The 16592-nt window shown below is 35.1% G+C and carries 11 protein-coding genes; all 11 read right to left on the reverse strand.

The window, feature by feature from the left end:
- Nucleotides 1–12: 12 nt before the first annotated feature.
- A complete protein-coding gene (locus P5P89_RS20350; protein WP_278009968.1) occupies nt 13–1839 on the reverse strand; it encodes a metallophosphoesterase family protein in 1827 nt (608 codons plus the stop codon).
- Nucleotide 1840: 1 nt separating this feature from the next.
- The gene (locus P5P89_RS20355; protein WP_278009969.1) at nt 1841–3412 is read right to left on the reverse strand and encodes a glycoside hydrolase family 28 protein; all 1572 of its coding nucleotides are present in this window, start codon (nt 3410–3412) and stop codon (nt 1841–1843) included.
- Nucleotides 3413–3489: 77 nt separating this feature from the next.
- The gene (locus P5P89_RS20360; RefSeq protein ID WP_278009970.1) at nt 3490–4341 is read right to left on the reverse strand and encodes a DUF4861 family protein; all 852 of its coding nucleotides are present in this window, start codon (nt 4339–4341) and stop codon (nt 3490–3492) included.
- A 269-nt stretch (nt 4342–4610) separates the two neighbouring features.
- Nucleotides 4611–6404: a hypothetical protein gene (locus P5P89_RS20365; protein WP_278009971.1), complete on the reverse strand. Its 1794-nt coding sequence runs from the start codon at nt 6402–6404 to the stop codon at nt 4611–4613.
- A gap of 61 nt (nt 6405–6465) precedes the next feature.
- Entirely contained in the window at nt 6466–7032 is a 567-nt protein-coding gene (locus P5P89_RS20370; protein ID WP_278009972.1) for a hypothetical protein, read from the reverse strand.
- Nucleotides 7033–7038: 6 nt separating this feature from the next.
- Entirely contained in the window at nt 7039–7458 is a 420-nt protein-coding gene (locus tag P5P89_RS20375; RefSeq protein WP_278009973.1) for a glycoside hydrolase domain-containing protein, read from the reverse strand.
- Entirely contained in the window at nt 7421–8839 is a 1419-nt protein-coding gene (locus P5P89_RS20380) for a glycoside hydrolase domain-containing protein (RefSeq protein ID WP_278009974.1), read from the reverse strand. The genes P5P89_RS20375 and P5P89_RS20380 overlap by 38 nt, the downstream gene beginning before the upstream one ends.
- A complete protein-coding gene (locus P5P89_RS20385) occupies nt 8808–9314 on the reverse strand; it encodes a hypothetical protein (protein WP_278009975.1) in 507 nt (168 codons plus the stop codon). Before P5P89_RS20385 ends, P5P89_RS20380 begins: the two co-directional genes overlap by 32 nt.
- Before the next feature lie 74 nt (nt 9315–9388).
- The gene (locus P5P89_RS20390; RefSeq protein ID WP_278009976.1) at nt 9389–11698 is read right to left on the reverse strand and encodes a GH92 family glycosyl hydrolase; all 2310 of its coding nucleotides are present in this window, start codon (nt 11696–11698) and stop codon (nt 9389–9391) included.
- 217 nt (nt 11699–11915) lie between these two features.
- The gene (locus tag P5P89_RS20395; protein ID WP_278009977.1) at nt 11916–13535 is read right to left on the reverse strand and encodes a RagB/SusD family nutrient uptake outer membrane protein; all 1620 of its coding nucleotides are present in this window, start codon (nt 13533–13535) and stop codon (nt 11916–11918) included.
- A gap of 20 nt (nt 13536–13555) precedes the next feature.
- Nucleotides 13556–16567, reverse strand: a complete 3012-nt coding sequence (locus P5P89_RS20400; RefSeq protein WP_278009978.1) for a SusC/RagA family TonB-linked outer membrane protein — start codon at nt 16565–16567, stop codon at nt 13556–13558.
- Between the last annotated feature and the right edge of the window lie 25 nt (nt 16568–16592).

The following is a 16592-nucleotide window of genomic DNA, read 5'->3' on the forward strand; positions in this document are numbered from 1 at the left end:
AAGTTAATAAATTTAAGGATATATGCGTTGAATATGATTGGTTTTTAAGCTAATCTTAAAATGATTTGACGGCTTTCCATTCATAGTTTTCAGAAATATTTTTGCCCATAAAACCAGTTTTTCATCATTAGATTTTTCTAATTGTGCACAGACTATTTTGTATTGTTTCAGTCGATTGGCTCCTATCTCAGGAATTGCTAACTCATCGGCATTTTTTAATCGGTAGAAATCAAAAATCATATCAAAGCCTGTCCAGGATTCAAAATCTTTTGCTTTTAAATAATTTGCTTTCATTGCTGCCTCAACTTCTGCATTATTTTTATTTATATACGCTAAATCCACTCCTGAAAGTTTTAAAAGTGATGCAGAAAATTCTAAAGGGAAATCTTCAGGCAAAAATCTTAACCTAACTAATTCCTTTAAATGCCATTTTGTAAATTCCTCATAATCTTTAGTATTAAGTATCTCTTTATTCCAAACAGAAGGGTTTTTTATCTGCTTTAAATGTGCATATTCCTGCTTATAAAAAGGAAACAAACTATTAAATTTTGAAACTTTGTTGATTACCACAGTTTCTATTTCAAGAACAGCATCCGGATGTATTGTAAGTATTTTATAGCCTGGCATATAAGCAGCCAAAGAAGGAGTCTGGATATTGAATAATGTATTCCCTTTTGGAGTAGTCCGGACTCCTGTGTCATTGATGTGCATATGTCCGCCAAAATGAACCTGAACTCCTGCATCGGCAAATATTTGAGCTACTTCTTCATTTGGAACCCTGGATAATTGCATTTTTTTTGGACCAAAAAGCGATTTTAATTCGGGAGATGCATCATCGTTAAAATCAATCATCGGATAATGACTGAAAGCAATTAAGGTTTTTCCTTTTTGCTTTGCTTCAGCAGCAACCTTTTTTATCCATTCAATCAAATGATTTTTATAAATGAGCACATTGTTGTAACCGATATTTGCACCGGAAAAATCATTAGGATCATTGGGCAGGCCTGAGAGCTTTTCATTCGGAACATAAGCATTGGCATCAATTGCCAGAAGCCATACTCCTTTTACAGGTTCAACGAGATAACTCGCATCAGGAAGAAATAAATTAGTATTTTTTACAGGATATGTTCTTTTTTCTAAATCTGATTCAGCCAAAGCTTTTTCATAACTATAATCTTCATATTTATAATCTGAAAAAGGAGTTTCCCAATACAAATAGTTTTTATTTGGAAAAAATCCGAAAGCATTCATTTCATTTATGGTTTCCTTATATCCCCAGTTTTTAATATCAGCCGTAATGATTGGTTCTAACTGATTTTCATGTTTAGGCAGATTGTTTTTTGAACTGCTGATAATTTGTTCTTTGCCGTCTTTTCCTAAAAAATCAGTTTTAATGGCATCTTGCGCAAAAGGTTTTACAACATCATGGTTTCCGGTGGTTACAAAAAATGACATGCCATATTTGTCAGTATATTGGTTTAAAATTTTTCTCAGCCCCCTCACATGAACCGGCTGTCCGTCATCACTGAAATCCCCAGGAAGTGCAACCTGTTTTATTCCTCTTTTTGCAATGTCATTTAAAGCTTCCAGAAAGGCAAAATAATTTTCGTTGAATATTCGGGTTGAATGCAATTGGGAATTCATTGTCCTGATATTGGCGTATTCGCCCGTTACCGGATTTGGAATTCCCTGATAATCGTTGTCTTCAAATTTTGCAAAAATATCCTGTAAATGGGCATCAGCTATAAATGCAATTTGCACATCTTTTGTTTTTGTCTGTTGTGATTTACAAGCCGACAATGATAGAAAAAAAAGTATAAAAACTAATGTTCTTGACATATTATTTAACTTCTGTAGTTTGTTTTAATAGCTGATTTTCAAGCGTTGCTGAAGTTACATTTTTTAAAACAATCTGTTTTTGTTTTGCCTCCGGAAGATTTATATCCTGCATATTAATATTCTGAACATCATCAAACACAAATGCAGGTCTGAAATCAGCATCATCCAATGCCAGCTTGATATTTTTCAGACTTATTCCGTTGGCATGTCTCACATAGAAACCATAAGCAGGCAGTTCTCCAAACATAGAAAATTCAGGATAATCCTGAGCAGCTTCAGGAACCTGATGTAATCGGTTTAGCGGAATATACGCCATTCCTTTTGAGGATCTTCCGGGATAATTTATTTCAATATTTTCTAAAACTACATTTTCGATATTATGTCCTTTGAGTCCAACAATAGAGGATGGAAAAGGATTGTGAAAGAAATCAACTTCCGGACCTCTCAGGTCATAATTAATGTCCGGACGATCAAAAGGGACTTGTACTTTTATGTTCTTTATGCTAACATTTCTAATACTTCCGGGTTTATCACCAGTTCGATTTCCTAAACGTATAAAAACAGCATTACCTGTATTGACAGCATTTATATTTGATACGTCAATATTTTCTATAAAAGCACCATCAACAGATTCTATTGCAATGGCAGAACGAAATGTATCATAAACTTTAATGTCTTTAATGATTACATTTTTGAATCCTCCAAAAGAAGCACTTCCGAATTTTACAGCACTGGCACTGGATCTAATGGTATTATTGGCAATGTAAACCGAATCATTATAAAATCCGGGATAGTATGATTTTAGGCAGATTCCGTCATCTGCAGCATCGATATCGCAGTTGGTTACCTTGACATTTTTACAATCTGTAATATCAATTCCGTCATTGTTCCAGTACGAACGATTTACAATTTTAAGGTTATCCAGAACAAGATTGTGACATAATTCAAAAGATAGGCCCCAACAGGAAGCTTCACCCGCTTTAAGTCCTTCGATTAGAATAGATTCGCATTGTGAAAAGCGAAATAATTTTGGGCGCATGGTTTCACTTGGCCTGTTTCTGCGAAGGCTGTATTTTGGATCTACTGCAATACCGGCATGATGAAGACTGTCAATATTTAAAGCAAGTTGTAAACCCTGACCATCAATAGTTCCTTTTCCTTTAAGTGCAATGTTTTTGGCTTTATGGGCAATAATCAAAGCCATTTGGGAGTTGTCATCTTTTTTAGGAGAATCTGGTCTTCCTTCAAAAGTCATATTAGGATAATCTTTTGGATTTGTGCTTCCCAGCAATACGGATCCTTCTTCAAAATACAAGGTCACATTGCTCTTTAAGATAATACTTCCGGATAAAAAATTCCCTTTTGGAAAAACTACACGTCCACCTTTATTTTTAAAAGCGGCATCAACTGCTTTTTGGATTGCAACAGTATTAATCGTTTTTCTGTCTGATTTTGCACCGTAACTGGTGATTAAAAAATCTTTTTGAGGTTTTTGCGCATTTGATTCAAAACCAAATGAAAAAAGATTGATTAGTAGGGCAATAAAAAACAGTTTTAGTTTAATTTTTGACATTATTATTCTTTTAGTATTTAAATACTTTCAAACAAAAAATTAAACTAAAACTGCCTGCAAAAGATTTTACAGAAATCTTACTGGTTAATGTAAGCTTCTAATTTATCTAAAGTGTTAAGTTCTGTCTCGCGCGCGCAAGACGATATAATTTTTGTTTCTAAGTATTTTGCTGGTTTAGAAATTAACAAATATTGTGTTCCATCGTCATTCGTTTTTACATAATCTTTAGGATTGTATAAGATAGCAGCTCCAACTTCAACAATTTCTGCTGCTACATCTTCCGGATGTTTTCCCCAAACGGCAATGTAATTCTTTCCTTTTTTAGTTTGAAAATCTTTAAAATAATTTATTCCGGTAACAAATTGTACTTTTTCTCCATTTAAGCTGATAGCCTCCACTTTGGCCTCTCTTTTTCCTGAAAATACAGTTACTCGAACTAAAATATCTACTTTTTTTCCTTTGTAAGGCACTCCTCTTGAAATCATTTCCATCCATGAAGTCGTATCTGTTTTTCCAACACGTGCCAAACGGTTTGTAACAGGATTCAGGGGTACTACTTTTTCGCCATCCCACAATTTTACACCACCTAAACCGCTTGTTGCCGCAACTTTATAATAATCAGCTCCCCAGCCATCTTTTTGCTGTTCCGGAGTTGGATACCAATTTGCCTTTTTTAACTCTAATCCTTTTTTTGCTTTATTATACACATCGATGGCTACTTTATCGCTAAAATAGATTCGCAATGCCATCCAATCGTTTTCAATTGCGGGCCCGTGATGCCCTATCGTTTTATACAAGTCACCTGATTCTGAGCCAATATCTGTCAAATACGTTATTTTATCAGACTTCATATATAAACTCGTGTCTGTATTATTTTGTGCAAAACCAATGCAGCAAAAAAACAAAGCAGGTAAAAAAGATAATTTCATAATTTCTATTATTTATAGATTAATTTAATTTACGTAAAAATAAAACAACCTTTCAATAATACAGCAACATTTTTTATAATATTAAGAAATTATCGTTTAAAGATTCAAACACAGATTTCACATATTACCACGAAAATCAATGTGTTTTTAATTGTACTAATTCTTTAAAACATAATATTCATTCTACAAATTGGGTTTTTAAAATTGATTAAAACTTCTTGAAAACCAGTGTAATTGTGTTCATATGATTAAATTCATTTACATACTTATTAAGAAATGACCATTTTATGATAAAACGGTGTAAATCCTGTAATGTAAATATGTTCTCCTTTTGTACGCAGGCTTCCCTGATGATAAGTATATACTTCACTATCCAGGTTTTCTACATTTAAATGTTCACATTTTCCGGGACCAAACTGTATGGTATCTGCTCCCGTTGAAAGTTCACCATTTCCGGATTTCAGGAAATAATTTTGCTTTTCATCCAATACTGCACCTGTCACATTACTTCCTTCTTTAAAACACATTTCTATTGTTACTTCTACATTTGGAGGACCTTCGACTTTAAAATCCAGATTCAGGATTCCGTTATCTTCGGTAATTTCAATTGTAGTTGTTTGCTTTTTTACATTGCTTTTAACCCGGGAATCAAAGTCCATTTTATTCCAAAAACGCCCGTCCGGTGACTCTGATAACTTATAATCGCCGTCATTTTTACGAAATTCTTCCGCAAGCGGCTGATAGTAATCTGCTTCTTTGGTTTCTTTTAAGATGTATTTATTTCCTTCTTTTACAATTCCTTCACTACTGAAATACCCCATACGGAAAAACGATGTCGAAAGGCGCATGTATTTTAATATCGCGTCTCCTTTTCTGTACATCAAAAAATTCGGATTCGAAGATCTTCCCGAAACAATCATTACCGGCTTATCATTTCCTCCAAATAAAGTTAGAGAAACTTTGCCACGCCTTATTCTTGCCAAACTTGAAAGCGCAAAAAATTTCTCAAAATCATTTGCAATTGCCCCTTCAGCTGGAATTTGTTTTCTCAGTTCTTCATTTTCCATAAAAAAAGCAAGTGAACCCGACAAAATATCAGCAGCAAAAGTTGAAAGGCCTTCAATCATTTCAACCATTTGTACAAACATTGGATTTTTTGTACGGATTGCCATATATCTATACTGGAGATAAAAATTCGTCACTTTTAAATCCATAAACTGATCCTGCCTTTTTGAATCGACCGTCACCAGATCACCGTTAGGTTCAGTGTAATAAAAATAAGTCGTCAGGTTTTTATTTACAATATCAAGCAATTGAGGCCTGTTTAGCAACCTCGCCATTGTTATTAGCGCTTTATCAATAACAGCAGAATAAATTCCACTTCGTTCGGCATAATGCCCGTCTTCATTCATATAAATTCCTTCGGCCAGCCATTGGTCAATTCTTCGGATATATCTAGTATCAGGAAACAGCGAGTTAATATTGGCCAAAGCTGCACAAATGACCCATCTGTGGTTTGGCGTGTGGATACCACCTGTAATCATGGCTTCTCCTGCATTGAGAATAAACTTTTTGAGTTTGTCTTTTAATTCATCTAAACCTTTTTGTTTACTGTTTTTTAAAATAGCGGCGGCAGGACAAATATATTCCAGAATAAAAGCAGTGTCAGGCGGCGATTGTCTGTTCCCTCCGGCATCTAAAGTGCCATCACTATATTGGGCTTTCAACAAAACTTCTATTGCTTCATTGATTTTTTCAACCAGAATTTCAGACTTATAAAACCCTGATTCTGAATTACACATTGAAGCAGCCATAACGGTTATCGAACTTGCTACAGTACGAAAACTATTAAGTCTGATGGATGGATCATACGGTTTATTCAATAGGGAGGTAACTTTTGCATCATTATTCAAAATAAGCTTTTTCATCAATTCAGTATCTTCTTTCGATTTTTTGTTTTCAGAAAGAAAATCATTTGCAAAAACAACATCGCTAACTAAAGCGCCAGCAAGCGAAAGACCTCCCAATCTTATAAATTCCCCACGGCTCATTTTGTTTTTCATGCTTTTGTATTTTTACTAATTCGACTTACTAATTACCTGCCACTGAAGTAAACAATCTAATCTATTTATCGACAATTTTTACCAATGTCCAGTTGATGCCTAACGGATTTTTGATTAGTTTGCAGATTAAAGGAAATTCAGGATTTTTTACGATCCACATTTCGGTTTCATCAATCTGTGCGATTACATGTAAAGCATCTACTGATTTTCCTTCAATTACAACATTATCTTTATCTGTATTCGGATCTAAAACATATGTTGTATTATTGTAAATGAACTTGTTGTTTTTTACTAAATCCTGATAGGCGGACTGCGAAATCATAAAAAAAGTTTCATTTGGCTTTAAATTCAAAACCGGTGCATATTCTCCCTGGTTATAACTTAAAGCATTGCCATTTTTCAGTGCTTCTGAAGTAGTAACAATATTGCTGTTTACATCTCTAGTATCTAAATTAAATGTAAGTGCATCAGCCTTTATTTTAGAAGTGAGTGTCAAAGTACGGGTCTGACCGTGCAGTTTGCAGATGTAATGTAACACAGTATTATTTTTGACAGTAGGAACAAAATTTTGTGCTGACATCAGTTGAAATAGTCCGCAAAAAAAGACGGTTAAAATTGTATTTTTCATGATAGCTTATTTTTTTGGTGGCAAAATAGTAGTTCCCCAAGCAGAAGGTTTTGAATCCATTTCATAAATCAATTCACCTCCCTTAGCAATATCTTCGTGCGAAATCCAGGCTTTTTTGTAAGGTTTTCCGTTCAAAGAAGCGGTTTTGATATATTTATTCTTTTCACTCATTTTTTTTGTAGCAATCTTAAAGATTTTTCCTTCTTCCAACTCCAAAGTGATTTCCTTAATTAAAGGTGTATTTAATAAATAATAAGGCTGACCTGCATTTGGATACAATCCCATCATGTGAAAAGCCAGCCAAGAAGACATAGCTCCAGAATCATCATTCCCAGGCAAACCTTCGTGGGAGGTATTGAAATTATCTTTTATAATCGTTCTGATTCTGTCACTGCTCAAATGTGGTTTTCCGATCCAGTGGTACATTGTAGGGGCTAAAAAAAGAAGGTTCATTTGATACATCATACAATTTTGTATCAAAAAAAGTATCCAGTCTGTTTTTGAAAGCAAGTTCACCACCCGATCTGCGAATCACTTCAGGAAGATCATGCGGAATGCTTAAAGAATATTCCCAGGAAGTTCCTTCGTAAAAAAACACACACCAATGGCAAACATACCAAGGAGATTCAGTAATTACCGGTGTGTATTTATAGGTTGGTTTCTGAATTTTTGATTCTCCAAAAACAACTTCGTCCAGCCAGTTTCCTGAAGCATCTTTAGGCATTATGAAACCTTTTGAACCGTTATTTTCATAATCAGACCGCCATAAATTTTGCCAGTTATCTGCCTGTTTGATGTATTGATTATAGATTTCAGTATAATTTAAACCTTTGGCAACAGTAGCAATATTATAATCGTTGTAAGCATAATCTATAGTACGGTTACCAGCACGATCTATACCAAAAGGTACATAACCCAGACGTAAATAATCTAATAAACCGCCCCTTCCTTCACGTTCTTCATTCCCACCGGGCGGTATTGTAGCATCTTTAAGCATTGCTTTCAATGCGAGTTCATAATCTATTCCTTTTAAGTTTTTTACAAAAGCATCTGCAAGTACTGTTTCAGTATTTGAACCGCCCTGAGTACGTCCATTATCATTTCCGCTTCTGCCTTCTGGCAAGTAGCCGTCATGTTTGTAAATATTAAGCATAGCATTGATAATTTCTACCTGACGCTTTGGATCAATAAGCGTAATTAATGGACTGGAAGTTCTGAATGTGTCCCAAATACAATAAAAGTCATCATAGTAGGGTTCGTTATTCGTCCATAAAGGATTTTCTCCGGTGCGATCAACAGGCATAATCATCGTGTGATACAAACCTGTATAAAACATTTTTTTATAATTTTCAGAAGTATCAGGAGAAAGTTGTATGCGATTTAATAACTGTTCCCATTTGTTTTCTAATGATGCTAAAACAGTGTTGAAATTCCAATGCGGAATTTCGGTTTCTATGTTGTTTTTTGCTTTTAACTCGCTTAAAAAAGAGATTCCGATTTTTACATTAAGTTCCTGTTTTCCGGCTGCTCCAAAACAGACCAAAGCTCCCGTTTTTTTACCTGAATCAAACTGAGCGTTTTGGTTGTTGTAAAATTTACCGTCTTTCCAGGTAACATATTTTGCAATGGGCTGGTCAAAAGTCGCCCAAAAGTAAACTGTATAAGCACGTCCGTTATTCCAACCACCTCTGATCCTGCTGTATCCTCTCACTTCAGTATCTGAAACAATCTCAATTTGAGAGCCAACAAATTGCTGGGCTTCCCTGGCATTAGGCTCAGGAGATTCCCCCAAAAAAACCAGGGTCAATTTTTAAATCTTTTGATGCGTTTTTCGGATAAGTTATTTTGTAAAATGAAACTTTTTCGGCTGTTGTTATTTCAGTTTTAATCTGATTTTCTTTAAAAACCGTTTCATAATAGCCTAATCTTACATTTTCTTCTGTTCTGTGAGAACTTTGATCCAGTTTATCCAAAGCTCCTGAAAAAGGCATAATCTGAATATTCCCGTATTTAGGACCTCCTCCAGTTCCGCTCACATGTACCTGACTAAAACCAGTTACTTCCTTAGGCATTGGCAGCCATCCGCTATTCGGGCTTACAGTACAATCCGGACTTGGCTTTACCATTCCGTACGGACATGAAGGCCCGATAAAAACACGTCCTACTCCTTCTGAACCAATCATTGGATCTACATAATGGTGTACTTTGGTCTGGGCATAATTTACTGATGTGAAGAATAATGATATTCCTAAAAAAATGATTGTTTTAGTACCTGTCTTCATTGTTATTTTTCTTTCGGTTATAATTAGTCGCTGCGTTTAAAAGCTTTAAAATCAAGATAAAATTGTATCGCCTATTATTGCTTTGCTTTATTAGACATTTCTAAAATCAATTTTCCTCCGTTTGTAATAGCATTGTGTGAAATTGTATAATTTTCTACAGCTGTATTGTTATATTTTATTTGGTTGATATAAACATTTTCCAGACTGTTTTGAGGAGCTTCAATTATAAAATTTTTGCCTTTATAATAATGCTGGTTTAACTGAATGGATACTTTAGAAAAAACTGGACTTCCTATCTGATATTGGGCATCCTGATCCGTTCCTCCATTCATTTGGAATAAGCCAATTTTAAGCAAAACATTCAAGCTTCCCATTAGTCCCTGATCTTCATCTCCGTTGTAACCTGTAGCAGGAGATAATCCGCTGAAGGTATCTTTTACAACGTTTCTGGTCCAGTATTGTGTCAAATCTGGCCTTCCTAATACATTAAAAATAAAGGATGTCTGAATGGAAGGCTGGTTGCCAAAATTGATTGGAATACGGCTGAATTCCGGATGCAATTCGGCATCATGTGAAGTTCCTGAAGTGAATTTTAACTCTTTTGCCGTTTCAAATTGCTTATTCAGCTTTTCAACCGCTTTTTGCTTTCCTCCCATCAATTCTGCTAAACCTTCAATATCATGCGGTACAAACCAGGTTGACTGGGCTCCGTTTGACTCTATAAAACCGTTTTCATATTCATACGGATCATAATTTTCACGCCACTTTCCTTCTACATTTTTAGGACGCATCCATCCGGAAGTTTTATCAAAAACATTCTGGTAGTTTTTAGACCTTGTCATGAAATAATCATAGTCTTCCTTATGATTTAATTTCTTAGCCAATTGTGCCAGTGTCCAGTCCTGATAAGCATATTCCAATGTCTGACTAGCTCCGTCCTGATGACTTCCAAAATTGCCTTCAGGGAGTGGATACGGAACAAAACCTTTTTCGATATAATATTTCAATCCCCCACCTACATCTGTATTATGTTCGTATCCTGCTTTTCCCATGATGCCGTTTAACATATGGTTTTTCTTCAGGGCAATGTATATGGCTTCTAAATCGTTTTTTACAATTCCTTTTTGAATGGCCGTCACTATAAAAGGTGTCGTAGAAGCGCCTGTCATTACATACGTATCATTTCCTCCCGAAGGACCACGCGGAATCATACCTCCATCTTTATAGTATTGCATTAAAGAATGTACAAATTCATCCATAATTTCAGGATAAACGAGTCCCCAAAGCGTATTGATTGTCCACTGGGCTCCCCAAAATGCATCAGAATTGTAATGGTTGAACTTTGGTTTTCCGTTTGCATCAAGCGGCAATTGCCCAATTCTGAATTTTTCTCCGGTATTATCAGGATAGGCACCGTTTGCATCACTGATTATTTTTCGTCCCTGCAAGGCATGCCAAAGATCTGTATAAAAACGTCTTTGATCGGTTTCTGTACCACCTTCAATCTGGATTCTGCCTAATAAACTATTCCATTCATTTTTTGAATCAGAAACTGCTTTATCAAAATCCCAATGCGGTAGTTCCAACTGCATATTGTTAGTAGCATTTTCTACTGAGGTATAAGAAATAGCTGCTTTCATCAGGATTTCTTCTTTGGCTTTGCCAAAATTCACCAAATAATTTCCTGTAGCTATATTTCGTTCAATTGAAGAAACAGGCTCATTAAATTTAATTTTAAAATATACCGTTAAAGGTTTCGGACGTCTAAAATTGGTACTTAAAACCAACGATCCTGAAAGTTCATAATCATTATTTTTTTCAAGCGTTCCGTTTGTATTTTCGCAAGGTCCCAAAATTGTGTTCAGATTGAAAAGAATTGCTTTTTGGGAGTTTTTTGGAAATGTATATTTATGAAAGCCAACTCTTTTTGTACTGGTCAGTTCTGCTTTTATTTGGTACCTGTCGAGTGTAACGGAGTGATAACCTGGAAATATTTTTTCAGAATCATGACTAAATTTAGAATAAAAATCTGAAAAGATATTTGCACTATTTCCATTACTAATCGTTACAGGCATTACTGAAAGTGCAGACATTTGCCATTCATGAACGTGGCTAAAACCTTTTATTGTATCGGTTGTATATTTGTAACCGCCTCCCCAATCTCCTTTGATTTCGGTATCCGGGTTTAAATTTACCATGCCAAACGGACGGCTTGCAGATGAAAAGAAAAACCATCTTGAATTTTCTGTATCAAGCAACGGGTAAACCATGCTTACTAGTTCTCCTTTTGTAGAAGAGATTTTTTCAGCTTTGCATGAGATTAAAAAAATAAGAAATAAACTTATTCCGAAGCGTCCTAATGTATAAATTTTATTGATTATCATTTATTATAAGGTATTGGCTGATCATTATATGTTTCTTTTAAGTAAAAAAAACTATATATTTAACAAGTAAAATATTATTTATATATTTAAAAACGTATAAAACAATTAAAGGAATTATATGTTATATTTAAAACAGTTTAAATAAAATTGTAATAAAAAGGAGAAGAATTAAGTCTCTTCTCCTTTTCTGAATTAAAATAGTTTTTGGTATTATGTATTAATTAGGATATCCGTCATTTTGAGTTAAAGCCGGATTTAAATTTCTTGCAGTTGTTGGAATTGGAAACAAACGACGTTTAATGTCCGTATCTGTTTTATATCCCCACTTACCTTCATATTTTCCAAAACGGATCATATCATTTCTATGCCATGCTTCCCATGCAAATTCACGGCTTCTTTCTTTGTACAAATCTTCCAGCGTTACACTGCTCCATGCAGCAGATGTAGTACGGTTTGAACGAACCATATTAACAAGTGCTAAAGGATTTTGTCCTAAAGTTTCAGCACCTCCACGTAAAATTGCTTCGGCTTTCATTAATAATACATCTGAGTAACGTAAAAATGGTACGTCATTATTTTGATTACGGTTTGTTGAACTAGCATCCGGATAAAATTTAATATTTCTATACCCCATGTTCCATGCAATTTCATCATTACCTAAATCAAACAAAGTAACGTTTGCTCGGAGTATAATATCTGGAGTAAGATCAACCTGATACGTTTTAGTGGCACCAGCATCTTCTCCTTTATAAAACTGGTCATATCCACTTTTTGTTGTAGTAACCATTAAAGGAGTGCCATCCTTATTATATTGCGGACCCGTTAACCACTGATTGTTGCGAATATCATTAGCATCATTAAAATTAGCATAAAACTCAGGAAGCGTACTTCTGGGTGCACTTGGTGTAAATGAAAGACCAAATTTAGCTCTTTCAGAACGAGGGACATCATAACGTGAATGGTACATTTGTCCGTTCAAACCAAAGAAAGATTGGGCAGTAACATCATAAGGAATTGCAAAAATAAATTCCTTCATTTGTGGCCCATTATTTGGATAAAACATTTGAAGATAAGTTGCTCTTGGCTCCACATTATATAATCCTGATTTAATAACTTCATCACAAGCTGCAATACACTCATTATAACGTGATGTACCTGTATATACCTGAGCATTCAAATATAGTTTAGCCAACAAAGCATTAACAGTCTGTTTATTAGGCCTTCCGTAAGTTGTTATTCCTGATGCCGAGTTTAAATTAGGTAATGCTTTTTTTAATTCTTTTTCTATAAAATTAAACACTTCTGTTCTGCTCGATTGTGGACGGGGATTGAAGTCTCCATAAACCGTATCCAACGGTACTCCTCCGAAATTATCCATTAATATATAATAGGACATGGCGCGCATTGTTTTTATTTCAGAAATTAAAGTGTTTTTTTCTGTTCCTGCAGGCATTGCCTGATTTAAAATTGAAATGGTCTGATTACTCATCCCTATCACTTTAGATGACCAGTCCCAAAGACTTGAAAAAATACCATTATCTGGTGTCCAGTCATGTAAATGTAAGGAAATGTAGTTTCTGTTATCAAACCAGTTACCTCCTCTTGAAGGTAAAATAGCTTCATCTGTTGATAATGATTGTGTCCACCACCAAGCGAATGAAAACTCACCTCTGAAAGCGGCAAAAACCGGATATGCACTTTGTCTAAATTGATCTGAATTCTGAGGAAATACCTCTGGGGTAAGCTGTGTTGTAATGGGTACATCCAGATCTTCACAAGACCAGAATAAACCAACCATAAGTACCGGAAGTCCCAAATATTTTAATATCTTTTTCATAATTTTTTAGAATTTTAATTTTAGAATATTACGTTTAAGCCAAACATAAATGTTCTGGTTTTTGGATAGAAGTTATTAGAATCTACACCTGGCGCTGTTCCTCCTTGTTCTACTTCCGGATCAATTCCTGAATACTTTGTAATAACAAAGAGATTATTGATTGTTTGATACACACGCACATTTTGAATAAATTTGCTCACTTTGCCAAAATTATATCCTAAAGTCATATTATCTAATCTGATATAACTACCGTCTTCTATAAAACGTGATGAATATTTATAAGCATTAAGGTCATTTGGCGATTCATTTGCTGCATCTGCTAAGATATTAGTGGTCATTGCAGTACTAGGTCTGAATAGATCAGCTTTGGTAGCATTGAAAATTTTGTTTCCAAAAACTCCTCTGAAGAAAATACTTAAATCAAATTTCTTATACTGGAAATTATTACCCCACCCCATTAATACTTTTGGCTGTGCGCTTCCCAGATAATGATAATCTACACCATTTGCCGGTGTTGTGGTTAAACTACCATCTTTGGCAACATATTGAGAAACACCTGCATCATTTTTCCCTGCATATAGAAGTGTATAGAATTGTCCAAGAGGCTTTCCTTCTTTAAAAACCTGCAAAGTACTTCCGGTTTGTCCTCCACCTTCAGGTGATACTCTGAGAATATTATCTCTACTTTTAAACAATGGGTTTGATAATCTAACAATTTCATTTTTATTACTTGCCAGATTTACATTCGTTGAATAGGTAAAGTTTGCTGTTTTAACTGGAGTTGCCGCTAAACTTAGCTCGATTCCTTTGTTAGATATCTCTCCACCGTTTGCCACAATTCCTCCTGCAGGCACGTGTGCAGAATTAACTTCATAAGTAAAAATCATATCTGTTGTTTTCTTGTCGTACAAATCAACAGAACCTGTAACTTTTCCATTGAACAATCCAAAATCAAGCCCAATGTTTTTGGTAGCTGTTTTTTCCCATTTCAAATCCGGATTTGCAGCCTGATTTGGGCCGTAACCTCCTTCTTGCACTCCATTGTTATAATAAGTTCCTAAACTTCCTGAAATAAACTGTGCTGTGTAAGCATTAAATCCAGATGAGTTTCCTGTAACACCATAACTTGCTCGGAATTTCAAGTCACTAAAAACTTTTTGTCCTTGCATGAAACTTTCTTTGTCTACTCTCCATGCTACACCTGCAGATGGGAAATACCCCCAGCGATTATTAGCTCCAAATACAGACCCCCCGTCTCTTCTGATCGTTCCCTGTAAAAGATATCTGTCACCAAAATTGTAGTTTAAACGTGCAAATTCACCAATCAGGCGTGTTTTTTGATATGCTTTACTGTCTCCAAAATTCACAACATAACCCTTTACTGATATATAATTGCTCAAAGCAAGATTGTTATATCCTACATTATCTACAGGAAAATTTGTCGCTGTTGTCTGAAATCCGTCACCCAGTATATTTTCCTGCCACGAATATCCTAAAACAGCTTTTATTTTGTGAACTCCTAATGTTTTATCCCATGTTAAGAAACTTTCAATAATATTATTAGTGTTCTCATAAGTGTTTCTCAAGGCTGAGCCATTCTCACCAAAGTTTAGTAGCGTTTTACCTTGTGGAGGATCTGGATTATTATAGAAACTAGCACCATTATACATTTCATAATAACTGTCATAAAACTCGCCATGAGTAGTAGTCAGCTTTTGATGTGCAATACTTAAATTATAGGTAAATCCAAAAGGAAGCTTTACCTCTGCAGTCAGGTTACCCACAAGGTTATTTGTTTTTGTTTCGTCTGTTCCGTGTTCGATTAAGGCAACAGGATTAAAATAACCGGTACTGGCGAAATTTTCAAAAAAGCTGCCATCAGGATTTCTCACCGGAGAAACAGGAAGGTGATTTGCTGCCTGTAAAAGTACAGTATTACGCTGTGGCACGTTTACGTATTTGCTGTTAGAATTTGTAACATTTAAACCAAATTTAACTTTATCATCAAAAGCAAATTGCTCTACCGCTAAACGTGCTATTACACGTGAGAAATCACTTTTTAAAAGAACACCTTCTTTATTAAGAGAAGTAATACTCGCTGTATAACTACCGTTCTTACCGCCTCCACTCATGGATAAATTATGGCTGCTTGACTTTGCTTTTTCTGATCTTAAAATTTCTTTCTGCCAGTTGGTATTAGCACCTTTGTCATTTTCAGGAGTAAAATTCAGGTTGTTTTTTTTGGTAAATGCTCTCAATTGATCTGCATCCATCATGTCCAGCTGATTAGAAACTTCTTCCCAGCCAACATATCCGTTATAAGCAATTTGAGTTCTGTCTTTGCTTCCTTTTTTTGTAGTAACCATAATAACCCCATTAGCGGCACGGTTACCATAAATTGCAGTTGCAGCAGCATCTTTTAATACATCAATAGTAGCGATATCATCAGGAGAAATCATTGAGATATCAACACCAGGAACACCATCGATAACATAAAACGGTCCCTGGGAACTATTTAAGGTAGAAACTCCACGCAAAACAACAGAAGCAGTTCTTGTTGGATCTCCACTTGATGAAATGTTAAGACCGGATACTTTTCCCTGTAATAATTGTCCAACATCAGTAAGAGCTCCTCTGTTCAATTCTTCTGATTTAATAGATGTTACAGAAGTTGTCAGGTTTTTACGGGAGCCTTTTCCGTAACCTACTACTACTACCTGCTCTAAAGCATTAGTAGCTGAAGCCAGTTTAATTGTTAAATTTGTTTTGGTTCCGTCTAATTTAACAGTCTGATCTGTAAATCCAAGGAAAGATACAACCAGTACCGCATTAGGATTTGAAACTGAAATTTTGAATTTACCATCAAAATCTGTTACTACACTACGAGTAGTACCTTTTTCAAGAATGTTTGCTGCGGGCAATGGCAAATTCTTGTCATCTAAAATTACACCGGACACTTCGGTTTTTTGTGCCCATGAATTAATTGAAAGACCTAAAAAGAAGGCTAACAATAAAAGTTTAAGTTTTTCCATACTCAGTATTTAGTTAATTGGTTAA

The organism is Flavobacterium gyeonganense, assembly GCF_029625295.1.
In the GTDB taxonomy this organism is placed as follows: Bacteria; Bacteroidota; Bacteroidia; order Flavobacteriales; family Flavobacteriaceae; genus Flavobacterium; species Flavobacterium gyeonganense.

Excerpts from the sequence above, each read along its gene's own strand:
- P5P89_RS20350 (WP_278009968.1), bottom strand. The coding sequence starts at position 1,839 with ATGTCAAGAACATTAGTTTTTATACTTTTTTTTCTATCATTGTCGGCT.
- P5P89_RS20395 (WP_278009977.1), bottom strand. The coding sequence starts at position 13,535 with ATGAAAAAGATATTAAAATATTTGGGACTTCCGGTACTTATGGTTGGT.
- P5P89_RS20400 (WP_278009978.1), bottom strand. The coding sequence starts at position 16,567 with ATGGAAAAACTTAAACTTTTATTGTTAGCCTTCTTTTTAGGTCTTTCA.
- P5P89_RS20360 (WP_278009970.1), bottom strand. The coding sequence starts at position 4,341 with ATGAAATTATCTTTTTTACCTGCTTTGTTTTTTTGCTGCATTGGTTTT.
- P5P89_RS20365 (WP_278009971.1), bottom strand. The coding sequence starts at position 6,404 with ATGAAAAACAAAATGAGCCGTGGGGAATTTATAAGATTGGGAGGTCTT.
- P5P89_RS20385 (WP_278009975.1), bottom strand. The coding sequence starts at position 9,314 with ATGAAGACAGGTACTAAAACAATCATTTTTTTAGGAATATCATTATTC.
- P5P89_RS20390 (WP_278009976.1), bottom strand. The coding sequence starts at position 11,698 with ATGATAATCAATAAAATTTATACATTAGGACGCTTCGGAATAAGTTTA.
- P5P89_RS20370 (WP_278009972.1), bottom strand. The coding sequence starts at position 7,032 with ATGAAAAATACAATTTTAACCGTCTTTTTTTGCGGACTATTTCAACTG.
- P5P89_RS20375 (WP_278009973.1), bottom strand. The coding sequence starts at position 7,458 with ATGTACCACTGGATCGGAAAACCACATTTGAGCAGTGACAGAATCAGA.
- P5P89_RS20355 (WP_278009969.1), bottom strand. The coding sequence starts at position 3,412 with ATGTCAAAAATTAAACTAAAACTGTTTTTTATTGCCCTACTAATCAAT.